19 protein-coding genes are annotated in these 22,104 nt (G+C 66.2%); 13 read left to right on the forward strand and 6 right to left on the reverse strand.

Annotation, left to right across the window (positions count from 1 at the left end; genetic code table 11):
- Nucleotides 1–20: 20 nt before the first annotated feature.
- From AB4Z00_RS09535 to AB4Z00_RS09550, 4 genes are all read right to left on the reverse strand, one after another.
- Nucleotides 21–2,441, reverse strand: coding sequence for a TonB-dependent receptor (locus AB4Z00_RS09535; RefSeq protein WP_442045743.1), 2,421 nt, complete (start codon nt 2,439–2,441; stop codon nt 21–23).
- Between the two features lie 207 nt (nt 2,442–2,648).
- Nucleotides 2,649–3,623, reverse strand: a complete 975-nt coding sequence (locus tag AB4Z00_RS09540) for a sterol desaturase family protein (protein WP_442045744.1) — start codon at nt 3,621–3,623, stop codon at nt 2,649–2,651.
- A 275-nt stretch (nt 3,624–3,898) separates the two neighbouring features.
- A complete protein-coding gene (locus AB4Z00_RS09545) occupies nt 3,899–4,912 on the reverse strand; it encodes an MBL fold metallo-hydrolase (RefSeq protein ID WP_442045745.1) in 1,014 nt (337 codons plus the stop codon).
- Between the two features lie 17 nt (nt 4,913–4,929).
- Nucleotides 4,930–6,018, reverse strand: coding sequence for an MBL fold metallo-hydrolase (locus AB4Z00_RS09550; RefSeq protein ID WP_442045746.1), 1,089 nt, complete (start codon nt 6,016–6,018; stop codon nt 4,930–4,932).
- A gap of 292 nt (nt 6,019–6,310) precedes the next feature.
- On the opposite strand from AB4Z00_RS09550, the gene AB4Z00_RS09555 reads away from it, so the two are divergent.
- The 13 genes from AB4Z00_RS09555 (at nt 6,311) to AB4Z00_RS09615 (ending at nt 20,291) form a co-directional block, all read left to right on the forward strand.
- Complete coding sequence (locus tag AB4Z00_RS09555; RefSeq protein ID WP_132266307.1) at nt 6,311–6,784, forward strand: CopG family ribbon-helix-helix protein; 474 nt, start codon at nt 6,311–6,313, stop codon at nt 6,782–6,784.
- 195 nt (nt 6,785–6,979) lie between these two features.
- Nucleotides 6,980–8,074 carry a putative urea ABC transporter substrate-binding protein gene (locus AB4Z00_RS09560; RefSeq protein WP_132266073.1) on the forward strand — a complete coding sequence of 365 codons (1,095 nt, stop codon included), beginning with the start codon at nt 6,980–6,982 and terminating at the stop codon, nt 8,072–8,074.
- Nucleotides 8,075–8,155: 81 nt separating this feature from the next.
- Nucleotides 8,156–8,971: an ABC transporter permease gene (locus tag AB4Z00_RS09565; protein ID WP_132266072.1), complete on the forward strand. Its 816-nt coding sequence runs from the start codon at nt 8,156–8,158 to the stop codon at nt 8,969–8,971.
- The gene (locus AB4Z00_RS09570; protein ID WP_442045747.1) at nt 8,968–9,750 is read left to right on the forward strand and encodes an ATP-binding cassette domain-containing protein; all 783 of its coding nucleotides are present in this window, start codon (nt 8,968–8,970) and stop codon (nt 9,748–9,750) included. The genes AB4Z00_RS09565 and AB4Z00_RS09570 overlap by 4 nt, the downstream gene beginning before the upstream one ends.
- Nucleotides 9,751–9,763: 13 nt before the next feature.
- Nucleotides 9,764–10,243, forward strand: a complete 480-nt coding sequence (locus tag AB4Z00_RS09575) for a CopG family ribbon-helix-helix protein (protein ID WP_132266068.1) — start codon at nt 9,764–9,766, stop codon at nt 10,241–10,243.
- Nucleotides 10,240–11,064, forward strand: coding sequence for an urea amidolyase associated protein UAAP1 (locus tag AB4Z00_RS09580; protein WP_442045748.1), 825 nt, complete (start codon nt 10,240–10,242; stop codon nt 11,062–11,064). The genes AB4Z00_RS09575 and AB4Z00_RS09580 overlap by 4 nt, the downstream gene beginning before the upstream one ends.
- A gap of 13 nt (nt 11,065–11,077) precedes the next feature.
- The gene (locus AB4Z00_RS09585) at nt 11,078–11,713 is read left to right on the forward strand and encodes an urea amidolyase associated protein UAAP2 (RefSeq protein ID WP_442045749.1); all 636 of its coding nucleotides are present in this window, start codon (nt 11,078–11,080) and stop codon (nt 11,711–11,713) included.
- A complete protein-coding gene (uca, locus tag AB4Z00_RS09590; RefSeq protein ID WP_442045750.1) occupies nt 11,710–15,306 on the forward strand; it encodes an urea carboxylase in 3,597 nt (1,198 codons plus the stop codon). The genes AB4Z00_RS09585 and uca overlap by 4 nt, the downstream gene beginning before the upstream one ends.
- Nucleotides 15,303–17,102, forward strand: coding sequence for an allophanate hydrolase (atzF, locus tag AB4Z00_RS09595; protein WP_442045751.1), 1,800 nt, complete (start codon nt 15,303–15,305; stop codon nt 17,100–17,102). Before uca ends, atzF begins: the two co-directional genes overlap by 4 nt.
- Before the next feature lie 60 nt (nt 17,103–17,162).
- On the forward strand, nt 17,163–18,101 hold the full coding sequence (locus tag AB4Z00_RS09600; RefSeq protein ID WP_442045752.1) for a Vgb family protein: 939 nt from the start codon (nt 17,163–17,165) through the stop codon (nt 18,099–18,101).
- A 106-nt stretch (nt 18,102–18,207) separates the two neighbouring features.
- Nucleotides 18,208–19,146 (forward strand): LysR family transcriptional regulator, encoded by a 939-nt coding sequence (locus tag AB4Z00_RS09605; RefSeq protein ID WP_132266057.1) that lies wholly within the window; start codon nt 18,208–18,210, stop codon nt 19,144–19,146.
- A 92-nt stretch (nt 19,147–19,238) separates the two neighbouring features.
- Nucleotides 19,239–19,403 (forward strand): hypothetical protein, encoded by a 165-nt coding sequence (locus AB4Z00_RS09610; protein ID WP_442045753.1) that lies wholly within the window; start codon nt 19,239–19,241, stop codon nt 19,401–19,403.
- A gap of 555 nt (nt 19,404–19,958) precedes the next feature.
- Nucleotides 19,959–20,291 carry a UrcA family protein gene (locus AB4Z00_RS09615; RefSeq protein ID WP_132266055.1) on the forward strand — a complete coding sequence of 111 codons (333 nt, stop codon included), beginning with the start codon at nt 19,959–19,961 and terminating at the stop codon, nt 20,289–20,291.
- Between the two features lie 153 nt (nt 20,292–20,444).
- On the opposite strand, the gene AB4Z00_RS09620 is transcribed toward AB4Z00_RS09615, so the two are convergent.
- Nucleotides 20,445–21,377 (reverse strand): 2-dehydro-3-deoxygalactonokinase, encoded by a 933-nt coding sequence (locus AB4Z00_RS09620; protein ID WP_442045754.1) that lies wholly within the window; start codon nt 21,375–21,377, stop codon nt 20,445–20,447.
- A complete protein-coding gene (locus AB4Z00_RS09625; protein ID WP_442045755.1) occupies nt 21,361–22,101 on the reverse strand; it encodes an SDR family NAD(P)-dependent oxidoreductase in 741 nt (246 codons plus the stop codon). Before AB4Z00_RS09625 ends, AB4Z00_RS09620 begins: the two co-directional genes overlap by 17 nt.
- Nucleotides 22,102–22,104: the final 3 nt, after the last annotated feature.

The following is a 22,104-nucleotide window of genomic DNA, read 5'->3' on the forward strand; positions in this document are numbered from 1 at the left end:
CCCCTGCTATCCGACGTTTCTCAGTACTTGATCCGTGCTTCCACGCCGACCGTGCGCGGGTTGACCACGGTCTGGCGATAGTAGCGCACGGCGACACCGTCGTTGACGCCGATGCGCGAACGGTCCTGACCCACAGAGACGACTGCGTACTTGTCGAAGATGTTGTTCGCGAAGAGGCTGACGGTGTACTTGTCCGTCTCGTAGGACAAGGTCGCGCGGTGCAGGACGTAGCTGGGGATCTTGTCCCCGTAGCCGCGGTCCCAGCCAATGCGCGAGACGACGTTGCCGCGGTAGGTCGCCGTCCAGTTGGCGCTGATGCTGCCTTCGCCCATCGGGACGGTGTAAGTCGCACCCAGGCTGCCCGCGTTCTTGGCCGAGCCGGGAAGCCGGTCGCCCGAAAGCGCGTCGAGCTGCGTGAATTTCGGCCGCCCGTCGTAGTCGTTCGGTGTCGTGCGGATGGTGATGATCCCCGGCACGTCCTCGGTCAGCTTCGCATCGGTGTAGGAATAGCTGCCCTGGATCGCCAGCTGCGGCACCGGCTTGAACTGGAACGAGGTTTCGAAGCCCTGCGACTTGGCCGAACCGCCGTTGACGGTGATTCCGGTCACGCCGTAATACGTGGCGGAGTCGACCTGGATGCCGTCCCACTTGATGTGGAAGACATCGAAGTTGAAGGACAGTTTACGGTCGAACAGTTGCATGCGCACGCCGATTTCCGCATTGCGCGTCTTGTCGGGTCCGTACTGGACTTCGTTCGGCAGGGCGCAGGCGTTCTGCTGGTTGGCCGGAACCGGATCGGGGCATGGCGCCACGCGGTTCGGGCCGCCGATGCGATAGCCCTTGCTGTACGTGCCGTAGACCATGAAGTCAGGCGTGAAGTTGTACGAGGTGTTGAGCTTCCACACCCAGCCGTCCTTCTTGGCCTTGCCGCCGGCGGGATCGACATCGTAGGGGCTGAGCGGGTCGCCCAGCAGAGGCAGCACCAGCGCGCCCTGCACGTCGGAACTGTACTTAAAGTAGCGAGCGCCGCCGGTGATCTGCCATTCCGGCGTGATCTTGAAGGTGCCTTCGCCGAAGACTGCCTTTTCGGTCACCTTCGACTTGGTGTAGCTGACATATTCGAGATCGTCGGGATTGCCGGTGACGCCGTAGAAGTCGGACAGGCCAGGCGTGTGCTCGGCATAGTCGTTATGGTACTTCTGCTGGTTGTAGAAGCCGCCCAGAACCCAGTTGAACGGGCCGCCATGGCGTGAGACCAGTCGAATCTCCTGGTTGAACTGCTTGCGGCGGCCGTCGCTTTCGTTCCAGCTGGAGAAGGCGGGGAACAGTTCGTAGTCGTAGTCGAGATCCAGCAGCAGGTCGGTGTTGTCGGTCTGGCTGCGGGTGCGCACGTTGGTATAGGCGGTGGTGGAGACGAGATCGACGATATCGGCGATGTTCGCGTTGATCTCCATGCTGGCGAGGTGGGCGCGGCGGTTGACCGGCTCCTCGTAGCGGGCGGCGTTCTGATACTTGCCGGTGCCCAGCACGCCGTTGCTGTTGGACTGGGCGCCGTCCGTGCGGGTGCGCTGGAAGGCGTAAGTGAAGATCGCCTTGAGGTCTTCGGTGGTCTGGATCAGCAACTGGTTGCGGGTGGTGAAGGTCCGCTCGAAGTTCAGGTCCTTGCTGCGGCGCAGATTGGCGGCGAACTCTTCACGGGTGACACCGTCCGTGCCGCCGGGCTGGGGTAGGGAAACGCCGGGCGTCTGCAGCAGCAGCGGATAGTCGATGAAGCCCGGATCGTAGTAGTATCCGGTGGCCGAGCGGAAAGCGACATGGTCGCGCACCAGCGGAATGTTGATCATCCCGTCCAGCTGGTAGCCGAAGTTGTCGGAGTGGCTCTTCGTGGTGAGGCGGCCGTGAACCTCGCCTTCGAATTCCTCCACGTTCGGGCGGTTGGGAATATAGCGAATGGCGCCGGCCAGCGTGCCAAGGCCGTAGAGCGTGCCTTGCGGGCCGAGCAGGGTTTCCACGCGCGCGATGTCGAGCAGCTTGAAATCGTAGAAGAGCGGCACTTCGCCCAGGTAGATGCCGAGGGAATCGTCGTAGTTGGCACCGTTGGAATCGACATCCGAGGCGTTGAGGCCGCGCAGGACGATGGAGCCGGTCGAACCCGGGCCGGTATCCGAGATCGTCAGGCCGGGGGTGAAGTCCGCCAGGTCGCGCACGTCGTCGATCCGCTGGCGCGAGAGTTCTTCGGCGCCGATTGCGGAGATGTTGATCGGCGTATCCATGATCGTCGTGGCGCGGCGCGTTCCGGTGACGACGATGGCGTCACCTTCCTGGATGGCCGCGGCGGGTGCGTCCTGGGCGTCCTGTGCCATGGCCTGCGTGGCACAGGCGGCGCCCGTGAAGAATGTTGCGGTCAGCAGCGCTGCCCTCAATTTCGCGCGATGTGTCATGTGCTTCCCTGTCCTTGGCTGAGGTTCCCTGGGGCTCCGGCCTGCCTGCGCCGAAGGTCTCGGGTACCGCTTTTATTGGCATGACGGGCCGGCCATCTTCGTGGATGTCGCGCCTGCGCGTCTCTGGTTCCCGACGTCGCCTTTCGGCGGGCCGAGGGTCTTCGTTTCAGTGCGGCGTTTCACTGCGGCCGGTTCGATCCCGGAGGATCAGCCGGTCGCCCGCACCGAATTGCCGCGCTTCGCTTCCGCTCGGCGCGCCTGGGCACGGTCGAGCAGGGGGCGGAAGGGGAAAACGAACTGTTCCCGGATCGACAGGCGACGGAGGTCGTCCTGTCCGACGACGCTGGCCTCGCCCTCGCGGTACGTGCCGAACAGGCGGTCCAGCAGGATCAGCGAATTGGCGTAGTTGCAGCGCGTGCTCTCGTAATCGGTCGAGTGATGCAGGCTGTGGTGCCGGATCGTCGTGAAGAAGAGCGAATAGAACTTCGGCGGATCCGCGCGCACATTGGCATGGGCGAACGTGGAGACCGCGCCCAGGATGTTCAGCCCGCAGAACACGGCGGCGGCCGACAGGTCGAACAGGGCCAGCACGCTCAGGCCGATCAGGAACAGTTCGATGGGGTTGCCGACGTAGCCCTTCGCGGCGTTGAGCTGGGTGATATGGTGATGCGGTGCATGGGTCAGCCAGAAGGGCGTGAAATTGTGCATCAGGCGGTGCATCCAGTACTGCCCGAACTCGATCACCACGATCACCAGGGCAACCTGCACCAGGAAGGGCAAATGCGCGGCCCATTCGGTGGTGATGCCCAGCGACTGCTTCAGCGCCTTCAGCGGATCGTCCGCCAGATGGGTCGAAACCCAGGAAATGGCGGTCGCGCCCAGCACCACGTAGAACAGGTCGGTAAAGAACTCGCGCCGATTCATGCGCCAGCCGGCGTGGCGCTCATTCACCCATTCCAGCCCCAGCACGCTGAGCGTGATCAGGGAGGAGGTGACGATCAGCGTCCACGAGTTTTCGATCACCGCCTTGGGCGCGAAGGCCCAAAACGCCGCGATCACCACGAGATAGGCCGGCGGCACCAGGTTGAACAACCACTGCTTCGTGGTGTCTGCGGTCCGGTCGGCGTCGGCCGATCGCTCGTTGTCCGAGAGAACCGTGCAGGAGATTGGCAGTTGTTCCATCGAAAACCCCCCATCCAGGCCAGTGGACCAGCCTGCTGTTACAGATTCTCTCTCCCGGATTTTCATCGCTCTGCCTGGCGACTTGATACACGGTATGGATATTACGTTTCTCGTCAAGCGTATTAATGTCGGTTTGACTTGTTTTGGTACAGTCGTCCTGGAAACGCAGGATTAATGCCGTTTTTCGGCGGCGAGGTAACACTGGCGCATATCGCCGCAATGGTCGGAGCGGTGCTTCCGCTGCGAAATCGGGATGTCGATTCGCCGCGGAAGGTTCAATCGTAGCGATAGGGATTGCGGTCGATGGTGGTCGTCCCGCGCGTCTGGTTGCAGAGGAACACGGTGCCGGTAAAATAAATCCCAGGCTCGGTGATCTTCTGGGCATGGGCATAGGCCTCGCGCAATTGCTGCACGGTCATTTCCACGGGGGCCTCGTCCGGCTGGTAGGTCAGGCCATAGGGATAGTCCTGCCCGTCCTTGCTGATCTCGACATGGCATCCCATGACGTGCGCGACCGGATGGGTGTCGCAGAAATCGATCAGGCGTTTCATGCTGTCGAACCAGGGCTGCCAGAAGCTGATATAGCATCGGCCGCGATAGAACATGTCGCCGGTATAGAGGATCTGCGTGTAGCTGTCGTAATACGTGAACTCGGACACGACATGGCCGGGCGAGCCCCAGATCAGGATCTCGCGGCCGCCGAGGTCCAGGGTCACGCGCTCCTCGGGAAACCGGGTCATGCCCCAGAAGCCGACCATTTCCTCGTGCGTAAGGCCCATGTACCGGGTGTTCGGCCGGTCCGCGAACTGGTTGGTCGCGGCGTAGTGGTCGGCGTGGAGGTGGCTGAACGCGACGAGCAGTTCCAGCGAGGCGGGATCGCGTCCGTTGCGGCGGCACCAGTCGTCGATGCACTGGTCCACCACGCCGCGCAGGTCCCAGTCGTTGCGAAGCTGCACGAAGCCTTCGTCCAGCAGGAGCACGCGGTCGTTGCCGAAGTAGAGCGGAGCGAACGGCGCCTCGTAGCTGTAGGCCTTGTTCTGCCGCAGGGTGGCCGTATGCGGATTGTACCAATGGACCTGAACGGGCGGATCGGTATTGTCCATGCAGGACGGCGAACCGCAGATCCAGCGCTTGGGGAAACTGCCGGCGGCAGGAAGGTTGCTCGTGAAATCGATGGGCGCCGGCCGCGCGGCGGCGGCCGCCGTGTCGGAGAGGGCCGCCAGGGACAGCCCCGTCAGCGGGACGGCGGCGACAGCGGCATTGCGCGAAAGGAAAGTGCGGCGATCCATGGAGAGGGTCCTTGGCGTCAGAAGGGGCGCGGCGGGTTGATGTCGGGCACGCCCTCGGGCCAGACCCTGGTCTTCTGGTCGGGGCTGACGCCGTTGAACAGGACGAAGTCCGGCCGGATCAGCATCATGTCCTTGCCCTGGATCTCGCGCGCGTGGGTGAGCGCCTCGTCGATCAGGTCCGGGGTCATTTCCAGCACCCGCTCGTAGGGCTTGTAGGTCGCGAAGCGGGGATAGTATTTGCCCGGCACGAACATCATCTCGACGTGGCCGCCCAGCAGCCACTTGACCGGCTGTTGCCGCACGAAGTCGCGCAGCCGCTCCAGCGAGGCGACGAAATCGCGGTCGTTGCCGATGTTGATCTTGCCGGGGAACAGCAGGTCGCCGGTGAACAGGAAATCGCAGTAGGGGTCGTGGAAACTGACCCCGTCCCGGTGCGTGCCCGGCGTCGGGATGACGCCGATGACGCGGCCGCCCAGATCGATCCGGCCCGATCCGGAAGGCCAGCTTGCGTCGAGACCGTAGAAGCGCTTCATGAGGGCAAGCGGCTTGGGCACGATCGTCGTGTCCGGCCGCCCGGCGAACTGGACCAGTCCCTGGTTCTGTGCGGCATCCTCTCCCGAGGTGAGCGCAACCGTCAGGGGCACGGACTTGCGTCCGCGGGCCTGGCACCAGCGGGCAAGGATGGCATCCACCGTCTCGCGCAAGGGATAGGCCTGCGCGTTCGCGGTGGCGCCGGTATCGATCAGCAGCGCGCCGGCATTGCCGAACAGGAGGTAAGTGAACGGCGCTTCCCAATGGACGCAGACGTTCTGTCGCAGCACGAACGTATCCTCGTTGTACTGCACCACCTGCACGCGCGGATCGCGGTTCCGGGCTGCGACGTTGGAGCCGTAAGTCCAGCGAAAAGCCAGATTACCCGGTGCCGGACCCTCGCAGGCGTAGTCATGGACCACGGCCGTCTTGCGGTGCAGCGGCACTGCGCTGTCGGTATGGCGCGCACCGGGCGGATTGTAGCCCAGCGCCGGGTTGCCGTTGGGATAGGTCCGCGCGGTGGCGGACTGCGGATTGCCCGACAAAGCGGAATTATAGGCTGGATTTTGCGCCACGGAGTTCCCCGATATGTCCGCACGAAGTCCGTCACGTTATCGATATTACCAAACTCTGCAATGGTAATATTTGCGGGCTATCCCCGTAACACGGCGGGGTTTCGGGCGCGGACCCTCTGGGCATGAAGCGCGGCACGCTCTTGACACCCGTCCCCCAACCGGCCCAGCGTCGATCGCAAAGGATCGTCCCGCCCTCCGGTTTTCGGGACGAAGCCGCAGATGCAAGGATTATGACGATGGCCCAAGGGGATGCAGCGTGAAGACCGACGCCGCCAGTCTGGCCCGGCTCAGCATGAGCCTTCCCGCCGACCTGTTTCGCCAGCTCGATGCGATGGTCGAGGAACGCGGACTGCCTTCTCGCTCGCAGCTCATTGCCGAGCTGATCCGTCACGCCCTGGCCGAACATGAAGCGCTGACCCGGCCGGAAGAGATGCTGGCGGGCACGATCACCCTGGTCTACCGGGGCGACAAGGGCCGGGTGCGGCATCAACTGGCGCAGAGCCAGGCGGAGTACCTGAAGGAGGTCATCTCCTCGCAGCATGTGTTCCTGGAGGATGACCAGTCGCTCGAAGTGTTGCTGGTGCAAGGTCCCGCCGCGCGGCTGAAGGATCTCTGCGATGCCCTGCGCGCCATTCGCGGCGTGCATCAGCTCCAGCTCGTCACCACGACGGCGCTGCTTCCGCCGCTGCATGAGCAGGACGAGCTGGCGGGGACGGCGGACCGCGCCGCACGCAAGCGGCAATCCGAGGACGAAGTGGCGGCCTGATCTCTCGGGGCGGGAGGGGGGCGCTGATCGCGCGTTCCCGCGCACATGCTCCTGAGGCCGCATCAACCGCTCCCTGCGCCGCGCCGTCACGCGCGGCAGCTGGCGCAAGTATTACAAAACACGCGCAGCGTAATAATTTTCGATGGACAACCTTTCGAATCGCAGCAATGTTGCACTGCGAAAGGGGACCGACTCATGATCGTACCGATCCGTCGCATTGCCAAGGCCACGTTGATGGCGGGCGTGCTTCTCACTGCAGCCTGCTCGCAAGGCCCGAGCGAGGCGCCCAAGCGCACCGAGTTCAATATCGGATGGTCGATTTACGCGGGGTGGATGCCCTGGCCCTATGCCCAGCAGGCGGGCATCGTGAAGAAGTGGGCGGACAAGTACGGCATCAAGATCAACGTCGTGCAAGTGAACGACTACGTTGAATCGGTGAACCAGTACACGGCCGGCAAGCTGGACGGCGTGACCGTCGCTAACATGGACGCCCTGACGATCCCGGCCGCTGGCGGCAAGGACACCAGCGCGATCATCGTCGGTGACTATTCCAACGGCAACGACGGCGTGCTGATGAAAGGCATTTCGAATGCCGGAGGGGGCGATCTGAAGGCGATCAAGGGCCAGACGGTCAATCTGGTCGAGCTTTCGGTTTCGCATTACCTCCTGGCGCGCGGCCTGAATTCGGTGGGCCTGGCGCTGAAGGACGTGAAGACGGTCAATACCGGCGATGCCGATATCGTCGGTGCTTTCGCCAGTCCCGACGTCAAGGTCGCGGTCGCCTGGAATCCTCAGCTCAACGCCATGAAGGCGCAGCCGGGTGCGAAGCTGGTGTTCAGCTCCGCCGACATTCCCGGAGAGATCCTCGACCTGCTCTGCGTGGATACGGCCACGCTCAAGGCCAATCCCAACCTGGGCAAGGCGCTGGCGGGCATCTGGTACGAGACGACGGCGCTGATGATCCGCCAGGATGCCGAAGGCAAGGCCGCCCGCGCGGCCATGGCGAAGCTGGCGGGGGCCACCCCGGAATCCTTCGACTCCCAGCTCGGCACCACGCATCTCTACGCCGATCCCAAGTCCGCCGTGGCCGCAACGGATGCTCCGGCGCTGATCACGACGATGACGCGGGTGCGGGACTTCAGCTTCTCCAAGGGGCTGTTCAAGGGATCCAACTCGGCCGACGCCGTCGGCATGTCCTTCCCGGGCGGCAAGACGCTGGGCGACGCGCAGCACGTCACGCTGCGTTTCGACGACAGCTTCATGAAGATGGCGGCTGACGGAAAGCTCTAGTTCGGCAGGCGGGGTTCGATTGCGGCAGTTTTGCAGTCGACCCGCCACGACGCCAACATCTCGCAAAGTGAGACAACGACAATGCGCTGGGTGAATCGTCACGTCGGGCGAGGGGGGCGGCTGTTCCTGGGAGCCACGCCGATCCTGCTGCTCGTGCTGGTCTATATCGTCATGGCCGCCAGCCGGCATGCGGTAAACCCTGCCGACAAGATCCTGCCGCTGCCGGGGGCCATGGCCGAAAGCATGTCGGCGCTGCTGTTCCAGCCCGACCAGCTCACCGGACAACTGGTGTTCTGGGCGGATACCCTCGCCAGCCTGCAGCGCCTGGGCATCGGCCTTGGCATCTCGACGCTGATGGCGCTGATGGTGGGTCTGGCGCTGGGGGTGCTGCCGCCGGTACGCGCTACCTTCGGGCCGCTGGTGACCGGCATCGCCGTCATTCCGCCGATCGCTTTGCTGCCGATCCTGTTCATCGCGCTGGGGCTGGGCGAGACGGCCAAAGTCGCGCTGATCGTGGTGGGCATCGCCCCGGTCATGATCCGCGACATCACGGCGCATGTCGCCGCCCTGCCGACCGAGCAGATCATCAAGGCGCAGACCCTGGGCGCGAGCAGTTGGCAGGTGATGATCCGCGTGGCGCTGCCGCAGGCGATGCCGCGGCTGCTCCAGGCAATGCGCCTGGCGCTCGGGCCGGCCTGGGTCTTCCTGATTTCCGCCGAGGCGATCGCCTCCGACGTCGGCCTCGGCTACCGCATTTTCCTCGTTCGCCGCTATCTCTCGATGGATGTGATCCTGCCTTACGTCGCGTGGATCGCCCTGCTGGCGATCCTGATCGACGTGGCCCTCACGTTCCTCAGCCGGCGACTGTTCCCCTGGGCCCATGGAGCAAGCCATTGAGCACTCTGCTGCGCTTCTGCGATGTCTGGGTCGAATACGGCGACCGCATCATCATCGAGAAACTCAACCTCGACATCGAGGAAGGTTCCTTCGTTTCCATCGTCGGCCCCTCGGGAGCGGGCAAGAGCAGCTTCCTGCGGCTGATCCTGGGACAGGAAGGGCCGAGCCAGGGCAAGATCCTGATGGACGGAACGCCGCTCACGCCCGAATGCGGCCCCGACCGCGGCGTGGTGTTCCAGCGCTATTCGGTGTTCCCGCACCTGACGGCGCTGCGCAACACGACCCTGGGCCTGGAGTGCGAGAAGGCGCCCCTGCTCGGACGCCTGTTCGGCAGTGCCCGGCGCGCGGCCGAGGAGGAAGCGACGGCGATGCTGACCGCCGTGGGCCTGGGGCATAGCCTTGACCTCTATCCGGCGCACCTTTCGGGCGGCATGCAGCAGCGTCTGGCGATCGCGCAGGCCTTGGTGAAAAGGCCGCGCATCCTGCTCCTGGACGAGCCCTTCGGTGCGCTCGATCCCGGCATCCGTGCGGACATGCATGCGCTGATCCTGCGCCTGTGGCGGGAATACTCGCTGACCATCGTGATGGTGACGCACGACATCCGCGAGGCCTTCACGCTGGGAACCCGCGTTCTGGCGCTCGACAAGCGTCGTCACGATCCCCACGCGCCCCACCGTTTCGGCGCCACCGTGGTCTACGACCTGCCGATGCGCGAGCGTGCCGAGCCGACACCCGAACAGCTCGAAAATATTACTATTGACGTAATTGGTAATAATTGAAAAGAGAGTGGGCATGGGCTCCGAATCCGCAAGCCTGGCGCGGCTCAGCATGAGCCTCCCGGCAGATCTCTTCAGACAGCTGGACATGATGGTGGCCGAACGCGCGCTGCCGTCGCGCTCCCAGCTCATCGCCGAGCTGATCCGCCACGCGCTTGCGGAGCACGGCTCGCTCATGCGCCCGGACGAGATGCTCGCGGGCACGATTACCCTGGTTTATCGGGGCGAGCGGGGCCGGGTGCGGCACCTGCTTTCCCAGACGCAGGCCAGTTACCTGAAGGAAGTGATCTCTTCCCAGCACGTCGTTCTGGAAGACGATCAGTCGCTTGAAGTTCTTCTCGTGCAGGGACCGGCCGTTCGGCTGAAGGAACTGTGCGACGCCATTCGCCGGGTGCGCGGGGTACAGCAGCTTGAGCTGGTCACCACCACCGCCCTCCTGCCGCCGCTCTACGACCAGCACGGCAATGCATTCAGACAGACCGGAGCGCATTCATGACCCAGACCCTGGCCGATCCGCTCGCCGCGMGGGACCATGCCCGCGCCATGGCAGGGACGATCGTGGAGAGCATGCCCGTGCTCCCGCCCGTTGCCGAAGACTTGCCCGAGGGCGTGGACGGCGCTGACCTCGTGTGGGAGGAAACCATCGCGGCAGGCGGCTATGCCACGCGCCGGCTCACGCGCGGATCGCGCCTGCGGCTGATCGACCTTGCCGGCGACGCCTGCGCCTCGCTGCTGGTGTTCAATGCGGAAATGCCGACCGAGCGCCTGAACGTCGCCGATACCGTCAAGGTTCAGTGGAATGCCTATCTGGGCGCGGGCAAGCTGCTGCTGTCCGACATGGGGCGCGTGCTCATGAGCATCCTCGAAGACGAGGCCGGTACCCATGACACCTTCTGCGGCACCTCGAACGCGGCCACCAATGCCGCGAAGTACGGCGATGGCCGCAACAGCGGCGACTATCCCAACGGCCGTGACCGCTTCCTGCTCGGCGCTGCCAAGCATGGCTTCGGCCGCCGCGACGTGCATCCCTGCGTCACCTTGTTCAAGGGCGCGCGGATCGAGGCGGACGGCAGGATCACGCCCGATGTCGGCCCCTTCGCCCCAGGGCGCAGCCTGGTCCTGCGCGCCGAGATGGACGTGATCGTGGTGATCGCCAACGTGCCTCACGTCCTCGATCCGCGGCCGAACTGGAGCGTCACGCCGCTGCGCGCCTCGGCATGGCGCGGCGCGGTGACGGGCGAGGACGATCCGCTGCGCACCGCCAGCCCCGAAGGCCTGCGCGCCTTCCGGAATGTCGAAGACTATTTCCGTCGTTGAAAGGACAGGTTGCATGACTGCCGACCCCCATCTCGCCGGCCTTTCGGGCGCCGTGATCCACGACGTGACCGTCCCCGCCCGCGCGCCCTGGCTGCACCATGTCCAGGCCGGGCAGACGCTGCGCATCGTCGACCTGGAAGGCAACCAAGCCGTCGACTTCCTGCTCTATGCCGCCGCCGACGATGCCGAGCGCTACAGCGCGCAGGATACCGTGGCCGCGCAGGGCAATCTCTTCCTGCGCGAGGGTACCCGCCTGCTTTCCAACGAGGGCAACGCGCTGATGACGATTGCCGCCACCTCGGTCGAATACCACGATACCATCGGCGGCGCCTGCTCGTGCGAATCCAACACGCTGCGCTACGGCCACCACACCAAGGCCGAACACGCCTGCGTGGAGAATTTCCTGGAAGCCAACCTCACCGAAGGCCGGGGCAAGCGGGACATCGTCTCCAATATCAACTTCTTCATGAACGTACCGGTTGAGCCGGACGGGTCGCTGGGCATCGTCGACGGAATTTCCGCGCCGGGCCTGACCGTTGACTTGCGGGCGGACATGGACGTCGTCGTCGTCGTCTCCAACTGCCCGCAGGTCAACAACCCCTGCAACGGCTTCAATCCTACGCCCGTTCGCATGATCGTCGCCGCATGAGCTTCGATACGGTCCTGATCGCCAACCGGGGCGCGATCGCCACCCGCATCATCCGCACCCTGCGCGGCATGGGCCTTCGCTCTGTCGCCGTCTACTCGGAAGCGGACGAGGGTTCCAGCCACGTCACCATGGCGGACGAGGCCGTCTGCATCGGCGGGGCCAAGCCCTCGGATAGCTACCTGAACATCCCGGCGATCCTCGACGCCGCCCGGCGGACCGGGGCAGGGGCGATCCATCCGGGCTACGGCTTCCTGGCGGAGAACGTGGAATTCGCCGAGGCCTGCGCCGCGGCGGGGATCGTGTTCATCGGCCCGACCACGCAGAACATCCGCACTTTCGGCCTCAAGCACAGCGCCCGCGCGCTGGCGGCAGCACACGAAGTGCCGCTGGCACCGGGCACCGGCCTGCTGACGGGCGAGGAAGAGGCTGTGGAGGCCGCTGCGCAGATCGGCTACCCGGTCATGCTCAAGGCCACGGCCGGGGGCGGCGGCATCGGCATGCGCGTCTGCGAGGACGAAGCGGCCCTGCGCGAGGCTTTCGACGCGGTCGCGCGGCAGGGCCTCAGCAATTTCGGCGATGCCAGCGTCTTCCTGGAACGCTACATCCGCCGCGCGCGCCACATCGAGGTCCAGCTCTTCGGGGACGGGCAGGGGCGCGTCATGGCACTGGGCGAACGCGACTGCTCGTTGCAGCGCCGCAATCAGAAAGTGGTCGAGGAAGCCCCGGCACCGCTGCTGCCCCAGCATGTTCGCGCCGAGCTGATCGCCTCGGCCATCCGCCTGGGCGAAGCCGCGGCCTATCGCTCGGCTGGTACCGTGGAATATCTCTACGACGCCGACCGGGAGCAGTTCTTCTTCCTGGAGATGAACACCCGCCTCCAGGTGGAGCACGGCGTGACCGAGGCGGTCATGGGCATCGACCTGGTCGAGTGGATGGTGCGCGGCGCTGGCGGCGACTATGCCTTCCTCGACGCCGGCACACCGGTGCCGCAGGGCCATGCGGTGCAGATGCGGCTCTATGCCGAGGATCCCTCGCTGGACTATCGGCCCACTTCGGGCACGCTGACGTGTCTTGAGTTTCCCGACGACATCCGCACCGAGACCTGGTGCACGGCCGGAAGCACGGTCAGCGCCTGGTACGACCCGATGCTGGCCAAGCTGATCGTTCACGCGCCAAGCCGCACCGAGGCGGTGGAAGCCGCGCAGCGGGCGCTGGACGGCAGCCGCGCCGACGGCATGGAAACCAACTTGCGCTGGCTGCGCGAAGTGGTGCGCTCTGCGCCCTTCGTCAGCGGCGAAGTCTCGACCCGTGTGCTCGATACGATCGCCTACCAGCCGCGCGCGTTCCGCGTGGTCAGCGGCGGCACCGCGACCACGGTGCAGGACTGGCCGGGCCGGCAGAAGTTCTGGGCCGTGGGCGTCCCCCCATCGGGGCCGATGGACGACCAGTCCTTCCGCCTCGGCAACCGGCTGCTCGGCAATCCCGAAGGCACTGCCGGGCTGGAAGCCACGGTCACCGGGCCGACCCTGTCCTTCGTCGCACCGGCCCGCATCTGCCTGACCGGCGCGGACTTCGGCGCCACGTTGGACGGCAAGCCGGTGGCGCGCGGCGTGCCGGTCGATGTGGCCGCGGGCCAGACGCTGGCGCTCGGCCGCGCCTCCACGGCGGGCCTGCGCGGATATATCCTCTTCGCTGGGGGTCTGGACATCGCGCCCTATCTGGGCAGCCGCAGCACCTTCGAGCTTGGCCAGTTCGGCGGCCATGCCGCGCGCCGCCTGCTGGCGGGCGACACGCTGCACCTGGGCAACGACGATGTCGGCGCCGCGCTCCCTTCGGTGCCGCTGCMCGAGATCGGCAGCGAATGGACGCTGCGCGTGCTTTACGGCCCGCACGGCGCGCCGGATTTCTTCACGGGTGAGGACGTCGAAACCTTCCTCGCCGCCGAGTGGAAGGTCCACTACAACTCCAACCGCACCGGCGTGCGCCTGATCGGCCCGAAACCCCGCTGGGCGCGCACCGACGGCGGGGAGGCGGGGCTTCACCCCTCCAACATCCACGACAATCCCTACGCGATCGGCGCGGTGGACTTCACCGGCGACATGCCGATCATCCTCGGTCCGGACGGTCCCTCTCTCGGCGGGTTCGTCTGCCCCTTCGTGGTGATCGCGGCCGACCGCTGGAAGATCGGCCAGCTCGCGCCGGGCGACAAGCTGCGCTTCGCCCCCGTCACCATCGACGATGCGGCGGCGGCGGATGCGATGCAGCGCGACCTCGTGGCGACGGGCGCCGTGCCCGCCGCTTCCCCGGTGCGGCCGGTGGAGACGCTCTCCCCCATCCTCGGCGAAATTCCCGAAGCTCCGGGCCGTCCGCGCACCGTCTATCGCCAGCAGGGCGATCGCAACATCCTGGTCGAATACGGCCCGATCGTGCTCGACATCGAACTGCGCATCCGCGTCCATGCCCTGATGACGGAACTGGAGCGCCTGGCGCTTCCCGGCATCATCGACATCGTGCCGGGCATCCGCTCGCTCCAGCTCCATTTCGACGGTGCCGCGATGGACCAGCGCGCGGCACTCGCCACGCTGATCGCGGCGGAAGAGCGGCTGGGCGACCTGGAGGATTTCACGATCCCCTCGCGCGTCGTCCACCTGCCGCTGAGCTGGCGCGATCCGGCGACGATCGAGACCATCGAGAAGTACATGGCCACCGTGCGCGACGATGCGCCCTGGTGCCCGGACAACATCGAGTTCATCCGCCGCATCAACGGCATGCCCGACCAGGCCTCGGTGGAGAACCTGATCTTCGAGGCCAACTACCTCGTCATGGGGCTGGGGGACGTCTATCTGGGCGCACCCGTCGCCACGCCGGTCGATCCGCGCCACCGACTGGTGACCACCAAGTACAATCCCGCCCGGACCTGGACGCCGCCCAACGTGGTGGGCATCGGCGGCGCTTACATGTGCATATACGGCATGGAGGGGCCGGGCGGCTACCAGCTGTTCGGACGCACCACTCAGGTCTGGAACACCTACCGCCAGACCGATGCCTTCACAGAGGGCAAGCCCTGGCTGCTGCGCTTCTTCGACCAGATCCGCTTCTATCCCGTCAGCGCCGAGGAACTCGCCGAATGGCGCCGCGAGTTTCCTGCCGGGCGCCGGTCGATCACGATCGAGCCTTCCGAATTCCGGCTGGCCGATTACCGCGCCTTCCTGGCGGACAATGCGGAAGGGATCGCCGAATTCGAGGCCCGCAGGCAGGCCGCCTTCGACGATGAGCGCGAGGACTGGCAGCGCCGGGGCGAATTCGACCAGGCAGAGGCGGCCGCCGAAGTGGAAGTCCCGGTGGAAGCCGCGATCGTCCCGCCCGACGGCGCGGACCTCGTGGAGGCACCCTACGGCGGCAGCGTCACCCGGCTGCTCGTGGCAGCGGGTGACAGAGTTGAGGCAGGCGACAGGATCGCCGTGATCGAGGCGATGAAAATGGAATGTCCGGTCGAAAGCCCCGGCGCGGGAACGGTGGCGGCACTCTACATGCGCGAAGGGCAGTCGCTTCAGCCCGGCGCGCCGATGCTGGCCCTGAGGCGCAGCGCATGAGCGGGTCCGCCATCACCGCCCTGACCGCAACCGCAGCTGGCCGTCTCGGCGTGCAGGACATCGCCGCCGCCGTCCGGGGCGGGGCGACCTCGGCGCTCGCCGTGGCGCAGGATGCCTTGGCGCGCATCGAGGCCTACGACGCGGTGCAGCCGCAGATCTGGATCAGCCGGGCCAGCCGTGAGGATGTCCTGGCTGCCGCCCGCGCCGTGGATGCCCGCGTCGCGGCCGGGGAAGACCTGCCGCTGGCGGGCGTCCCCTTCGCGGTGAAGGACAATATCGACGTGTCCGGGCTGGAAACGACGGCAGCCTGTCCTGCTTTCGCCTACGAGCCCGAGAGCGATGCCGATGTGGTTGCACGTCTGCTGGCGGCCGGGGCGATCTGCCTGGGCAAGACCAACCTCGACCAGTTCGCCACCGGCCTCAATGGAACGCGCAGCCCTTACGGCATTCCGCGCAATGCCTCGAACCTGGCCTATGTCAGCGGCGGATCGAGTTCCGGTTCCTCGATCGCGGTGGCGGCGGGACTGGTCGCCTTCGCGCTCGGCACCGATACGGCCGGGTCCGGCCGCGTGCCGGCCGCCTTCAACCACCTGATCGGCTTCAAGCCCACCAAGGGCCGCTGGAGCACGCGCGGGCTGGTGCCCGCCTGCCGTTCCATCGACTGCATCACCGTCTTCACTGACAGCACGGCCGATGCGCGGCTGGTGGACGGGGTGGTGGCAGGCTTCGACCCGGCCGATCCTTACTCCAAGCCACTGGCCGACCGCCCGCTCGCCCTGCGCCGCATCGGCGTTCCGCGGCGCGAGCAGCGCGTGTGGTTCGGCGACGGCGAATCCGAGTATCTCTACGACCAGGCCCTGGCCCACCTCGCCGCGCTGGGCGAAATCGTCGAGATCGACCTCGCGCCCTTGCTGGAGGCAGCGCAACTCCTTTACGGCGGCCCCTGGGTTGCCGAGCGCACGGCGGCCATGGCCGGGATCCTCGCCTCCAACCCGCTCGCCGTGGACCCGACCGTCCGCGCGGTGGTGGAGCCGGGTGCGGCTATCGCCGCTACCGAGCTGTGGAACGGGATCTACCGCATGGCCGATCTCAAGCGCCATGCCGATCTCCTGTGGAACGAGCTGGACATGCTGGCCTTCCCCACCACCGGCACCACGTACCGCGTGGCCGAGATGCTGGCGGCGCCGGTGGCGCTCAACAGCAACCTCGGGCTCTACACCAATTTCGTGAACCTGCTGGACATGGCCGCACTGGCCGTGCCCGCCGGGATCCGCGCCAATGCCACCGGCTTCGGGATCACCCTGATCGGCCCTGCCGACAGCGACCGTGCCCTGTTCGATGCTGCCGATACCTATCTTTCGGCCGCCGCGCTTCCGTCAACGCCACCACTCGATCTGGAGGGAAAGATGCAGACCGTTAAGCTTGCCGTCGTCGGCGCCCATCTCAAGGACATGCCGCTGCACTGGCAGCTCACCTCGCGCGATGCCGAATTCGTGGGGGCTTTCGAGACCGCGCCCAACTACCGGCTCTACGCCATGGCGGACAGCGTGCCGCCCAAGCCCGCGCTCGTCCACAGCGCGGATGGCGCACCGATCAAGGTGGAAGTCTACGAACTGGGTGTCGCCGAGTTCGGGAGCTTCGTCGTCGACGTCCCGGCGCCGCTGGCCATCGGCACGGTTACCCTGGCCGACGGCAGCAGCGTCAAGGGCTTCGTGGCCGAGCCCCGTGCCCTTGACGGCGCCGAGGACATCACCAGCCTGGGCGGCTGGCGCGCCTTCGTGGCGCGCGCTGCCTGAGCGGGCGGCTCGACACAAGCCGGTACGAGCAAACACCGGTACGAGAAACAGGGGGTTAGCATGCGCAAGTGGATTTCGATGGCGGCTCTGACCGGCGCTGCCATGGCCGGCGCCGCGGTGGCAGGCATTGGCCAGGCCCATGCGGAGCAGGTCATCGCCGTGCCGGGCTTCGCAGACTTCCTGGCGGTGGACGGCAAGACGGTCTGGACCACCAACCGCACCAGAGTGGAGCAGTGGTCCCGCAAGGGCAAGCTCGCAGAAGTGCCGGTGAGCCGCGCCTGCGGGGCGATGACGGTGGCTTATGGCTCGCTCTGGCTGGCGGACTGCCAGGAACTGGCCGTTAAGCGCATCGATATCCGTTCGGCCAAAGTGCTCGCCACGATCCCCACGGGCATCGCCAATCCGCAGGGCGAGCTGAACGTCGTTGCCGGCGCCGGCTCGATCTGGGTGGCCAGCGATGACAAGGGCGCCGTCTCGCGCATCGATCCGGCGACCAACCAGGTCATTGCCTCGGTAAAGGTCGATCGCGGGACCTGGTACCTTGCGTTCGGCTTCGATGCGGTCTGGGCGGTCAGCGCGGCGGAGCGCTCGGTCCAGCGCATCGATCCGGCCACAAACACCGTCACCGGGCGCGCTCCGCTCGGTGCGGAACCGGGCTTCCTGGTTGCGGGCGAGGGGGCGGTCTGGGTCCAGGAACAAGGCGATGGCACACTGGCCCGCATCGATCCCCAGACCGTGACGGTTGCCGGCCGCACGAAAGTCGGGGAGAACCTGAAGTGGGGCGATATCGACGCTGGCAGCGGCAGGATCTGGCTGCGCACCACGGACGACCAGGTGTTTGCGGCCATCGACGCCGGGACCGGCGCCGTGGAATCGCGCTTCGGCAAGCCGGCCGGCAGCGGCGCGCTGCGCTTTACGCCGTCAGGCGTGTGGACGACGGCGCACGACGAGCATACGCTGACCTGGTGGCCGAAGTCGGAATTGAAGAAGAACAGATAGATAGCGTCGGGAGCGGCCGGACTGCGTTCGCTTCCGCTTCCGGTTGGCCGATCCGTCCGGTTCTGTTCGATCGCTGCGGTACCGGCGCCGATGGGACAGATGACGCATGAGCGAACCTACGCCGTTGACTGACAGGAAGTTCGCCAGCCGGGTGGACTGGAACCTGATGCGCACTTTCGTCGATATCGTGCGGGCAGGGGGAATCGGCGCAGCGGCGCGGCAGCTTGGCAAGCAGCAGCCCAGCGTCAGCGCGGCGCTCAAGCGGCTGGAAGACCATGTCGGCGCCACCTTGCTGCATCGCTCCGCCAATGGCGTGGAGATGACCGCCGCCGGCAAGGCGATGATGATCCTGTGCGAGGACATGCTCGAATCGGCGCGGATGATGCCGCATCAGGTGGCCCAGGCCACCAGGCGGGTCGAGGGGGTGGTGCGGATCCAGATCGTGTCCGCCATCGTCTCTCCCGAATTCGACGAAGCGATCGCGAGCTTCCACCGGCGCAATCCGGACATCCGCATCGAAATCCGCGTCTCCGCCTGGCGGCAGGTGCTGGAGGCGCTGGAGGCGGGCGAGGTGGAAGTGGGCATCGGCTACGACAACAGCGTGCGCGGCAGCCTGGTCTACGAGCCGCTGTTCGTCGAACGCCAGCAACTCTACTGCGCCCGCAATCATCCGCTGTTCGGTTACCGCATCACTCAGCCGCGCGAACTGGAGCACGAGGCTTTCGTGCTCATGGGCAGTGACGAGATCGAGGTCATCACGCATCTGCGCCGCCGCTACCGGCTGGGCACGCGGGTGACCGGCCTGGCCGACGACATGAACGAGGCGCGGCGACTGATCCTGTGCGGGGTGGGCATGGGTTTCCTGCCGATGCCTGCCGTGCGCGCGGAAGTGGAGCGGGGCGCGCTCTGGCCGCTGCTCCATGCGGATATCGAACCGGCTTACGACATCTTCCTGCTCGCCCGCTCCGAGCCGGAACGCGACACGGCGACCCAGCTGTTCATCGACGAAGTGTTTCGCCGTCTGCGCGCCCAGCCTCGATCATAGATCCGATCTATGGGCGGCATCGGGATTTTACCCCTGCCGTGATGACCTCCGGCACTGCAGTCTTTTCACCAGACACAAGGTGAAGGCGGTAGATGAGCGTCAGGAACGATCTTCCCAGCAAGCACTCCCGGCAGGCAGGCCCGCTGCGCATCGCCGCTTCGGCGGTCCTGCGGTTCCTTCGCGAAGGCATGGAGGCGCGGGCAGGGGCGATCCGGGGCGCTACGGGCGGTAACGCGCAGCGCCGGACCAGCCGATGAGGCGGCGTTTTCCCCATCGCGCCGCAGAAGTTCGGGCCGGGCGGCGCAGGCCTCTTGGCGGACTGGCTCTCGGGGTTCTGGCTCCCGGGGTTCTGGCCGCCGCCATGACTTGCGCGCCTTCGGCTCAGGCTGCCCAGCACCCCGGAGCGAAACTGGTTTCCTGCGCGGATGCGGACTGCCTGCTCGTCTCGGGCGCACGCAGCGATCCGCAGGCGCAAGTCCTGATCAACGGGCATCCGGTAGAGGCGGAAGGCCGGCGCTCGTGGAAAGTGCTGCTTCCGGTCGAGACGGTGCGGGCCTGGTCGGCGTCCGGTGCGCGGAACATTGCCGTCACCACCCTCGGGGCGGGAAGCGACAGCAGGGATACCCGGCAGGTTAAACTGCCGATCGGAATGCTTGGAAGTATTACTGAACTAGCAGTTCTAGTAATACGCTGAACAAATTTTGCCGGTTGGAGTGAATAAATGAGCTGATCGATTGTCATTTCTTTGATCGGGCGCTATGAGTGCGGTGGTCGCCACCGTGTGACTCCTTGTGTCTGCTTGGGAGAAGATGATGAAGATTGGCGTTCTTGCGCTGGCGTCGCTGGCTTTTGCCACGTCGGCCACTGCAGCTACCGGCGAAAATCCGTTCGCGAAGGACCAGACGGTTCTCGAAATCAAGGGTCTCGATCTCGCCACGGCAGACGGGCAGCAGCGCCTTGCCATTCGCATGGACCAGGCCGCGCGCACGGTATGCGGTGAAAAGATGGCCAGCGTTCACCTCGCCGCCGAGCGCAAGGCTCAGGACTGCCGCGCCGCCGTCGTGGCCGACATTCGCAGCCAGATCGAAACCCGCCGCGCGGATGCATCGACTGCGCCTGCCGCCAAGCTGGCCCTGGCCGACTGACGTTGCACCGGCGCTATCCGGTTTGACCTGAGTGCCTGGCCGGCCCCGCGGGCTTGCCATTGGCACTGCAGGTATACGCCGCGGCATTCAGATGCCTTGGCGGTGAATGCCCCAGCCGATCAGGCGCAGCGTGTTCCGCCGCCCCTCTGGCTATCAATCCCCGTTCCGCGCATCATGGATGGCGCGAAATCCTTTCAGGCAGGCCTCGCCCGAGGGGATGAAGCGGGATTCCAGCCCGATCGACGCCAGCGCGGCCGCGTAGAGACGCGACAGCGGGCCGTTGCCGATCAAGGGGATCTGTGCCTTGCCGAAGTCCGCGCTGACATCCAGCGCATCCGCCAGCTCCGAGCCGATCAGCAGTCCGCGCAAGTAGGACGCGCTCTCGCTGCGCTGGAGGTCGCCGCGAACCACTTTCGCGCGCACGCCGAAAAGTTGGGTGGCAAGACCGGGGCTCCGCGACTTTCCGGCCGCAATGCCCGCGTGGAAGGCATCACCTTCCACCGCCTCGCCCTCGACGACGGAGGCGAGCAGGCCCTGGAGCGTGAGGCGGTCGAAGATTTCCCCCGACATGGCGGTGAAGAAGTCCGCGATGCGGCCGTCCTCGATCCGCACCCACTTGGTATGAGTGCCGGGCAGGGCCGCGATCCCCTGCGCCTGCCCCATGGCGAGAAGTCCGAGAAGCTCCACTTCCTCGCCGCGCATCACGTCGGGCGCGTCGTCGAATGCCCGGCGACAGGCAATGCCGGGAACGATCCGCAGCGGCGTGCCGCCGATCTCGACCGGGACGCAGGCGGAGGCGACTTCGCCCAGTCCGGCAGGTGCCAGCGCGTAAGGGGCCTCGGCCCAACCGATGTTCGATCCGATCATACCGGACGCATAGATCGGCCCATGGTCCGGCCAGCGCGCCACTAACCCGGCCACGGCCTCCACCATGCCGTCACGGTCGAGCGCGGCGACGCCGGTGGGCGCGGCATATTCGTCGATCGCGGAACCATCCGGCGCGATGCGATAGGCGCGGAAGTTGGTGCTTCCCCAGTTTATGCCGACGATATCGGCTTCGGATTCGGTCTTAGCGGCGTGTGACACCGGCGCCTCCATCGATGGGGTGTATGGCGCCGGTGATCCATCCGGCGCGGTCGGAGGCCAGGAACAGGGCCAGTTCGGCCACGTCCTCGGCCATGCCCAGCCGCCCGAGCGGGTGGCGCAGAACATTGTCTTCGCGCGCCCGGATCGGGTCCGTCCGGCTTTCGAACGAACTGCGCAGGAGCGGGGTGTCGATCGAGGCCGGGGCAATGGCGTTGACGCGGATGCCTTCGGGCGCAAGCTCCAGCGCGACTGTGCGCGTCAGGCTTTCGAGTGCGGCCTTGGATGCGGCGTAAGCGGCAAGGCTGGGCGTGGCGAAGCGCGCGTTGATCGAGGAAAGCAGGAGCACCGATCCCTTGCGCCGGTTGCGCATGCCGGGAACGACACCGCGCAGCAGCCGCACGGCGCCGATGACGTTGACGTCGTAGATATCGGCATAAGCGGCAGGATCGGTATCCAGGGCGCCGCCCGGAACCGATGCCGCAGCCGCGTGAACGAGGATATCCGCCCGGCCGAGTTGCTCCTCCATGTGCTGCACGGCCGCTGCCACGGCCGCATCGGAGCGCAAGTCCGCCAGCAGCGGCAGGTCGGCCTCTTCCGCGGGTTGCAGGTCCATCCCCGCAACCCTGGCTCCGGCGGCGCGGAGCCGCCGGGCAATCGCCGCGCCGATCCCGCTGGCCGCGCCGGTGACAAGCGCTACCCGGCCGTTCAGTTCGCTTTCTTCCACTCG

The organism is Novosphingobium sp. YAF33 (assembly GCF_052113265.1).
Classification (GTDB): domain Bacteria; phylum Pseudomonadota; class Alphaproteobacteria; order Sphingomonadales; family Sphingomonadaceae; genus Novosphingobium.

What these genes read in the sequence shown, in the direction of transcription:
- AB4Z00_RS09535 (WP_442045743.1), bottom strand. Translation starts at nt 2,441, where the DNA reads ATGACACATCGCGCGAAATTGAGGGCAGCGCTGCTGACCGCAACATTC.
- AB4Z00_RS09540 (WP_442045744.1), bottom strand. Translation starts at nt 3,623, where the DNA reads ATGGAACAACTGCCAATCTCCTGCACGGTTCTCTCGGACAACGAGCGA.
- AB4Z00_RS09545 (WP_442045745.1), bottom strand. Translation starts at nt 4,912, where the DNA reads ATGGATCGCCGCACTTTCCTTTCGCGCAATGCCGCTGTCGCCGCCGTC.
- AB4Z00_RS09555 (WP_132266307.1), top strand. Translation starts at nt 6,311, where the DNA reads ATGAGCCTTCCCGCCGACCTGTTTCGCCAGCTCGATGCGATGGTCGAG.
- AB4Z00_RS09560 (WP_132266073.1), top strand. Translation starts at nt 6,980, where the DNA reads ATGATCGTACCGATCCGTCGCATTGCCAAGGCCACGTTGATGGCGGGC.
- AB4Z00_RS09565 (WP_132266072.1), top strand. Translation starts at nt 8,156, where the DNA reads ATGCGCTGGGTGAATCGTCACGTCGGGCGAGGGGGGCGGCTGTTCCTG.
- AB4Z00_RS09575 (WP_132266068.1), top strand. Translation starts at nt 9,764, where the DNA reads ATGGGCTCCGAATCCGCAAGCCTGGCGCGGCTCAGCATGAGCCTCCCG.
- AB4Z00_RS09585 (WP_442045749.1), top strand. Translation starts at nt 11,078, where the DNA reads ATGACTGCCGACCCCCATCTCGCCGGCCTTTCGGGCGCCGTGATCCAC.
- atzF (WP_442045751.1), top strand. Translation starts at nt 15,303, where the DNA reads ATGAGCGGGTCCGCCATCACCGCCCTGACCGCAACCGCAGCTGGCCGT.
- AB4Z00_RS09600 (WP_442045752.1), top strand. Translation starts at nt 17,163, where the DNA reads ATGCGCAAGTGGATTTCGATGGCGGCTCTGACCGGCGCTGCCATGGCC.
- AB4Z00_RS09605 (WP_132266057.1), top strand. Translation starts at nt 18,208, where the DNA reads ATGAGCGAACCTACGCCGTTGACTGACAGGAAGTTCGCCAGCCGGGTG.
- AB4Z00_RS09610 (WP_442045753.1), top strand. Translation starts at nt 19,239, where the DNA reads ATGAGCGTCAGGAACGATCTTCCCAGCAAGCACTCCCGGCAGGCAGGC.
- AB4Z00_RS09615 (WP_132266055.1), top strand. Translation starts at nt 19,959, where the DNA reads ATGAAGATTGGCGTTCTTGCGCTGGCGTCGCTGGCTTTTGCCACGTCG.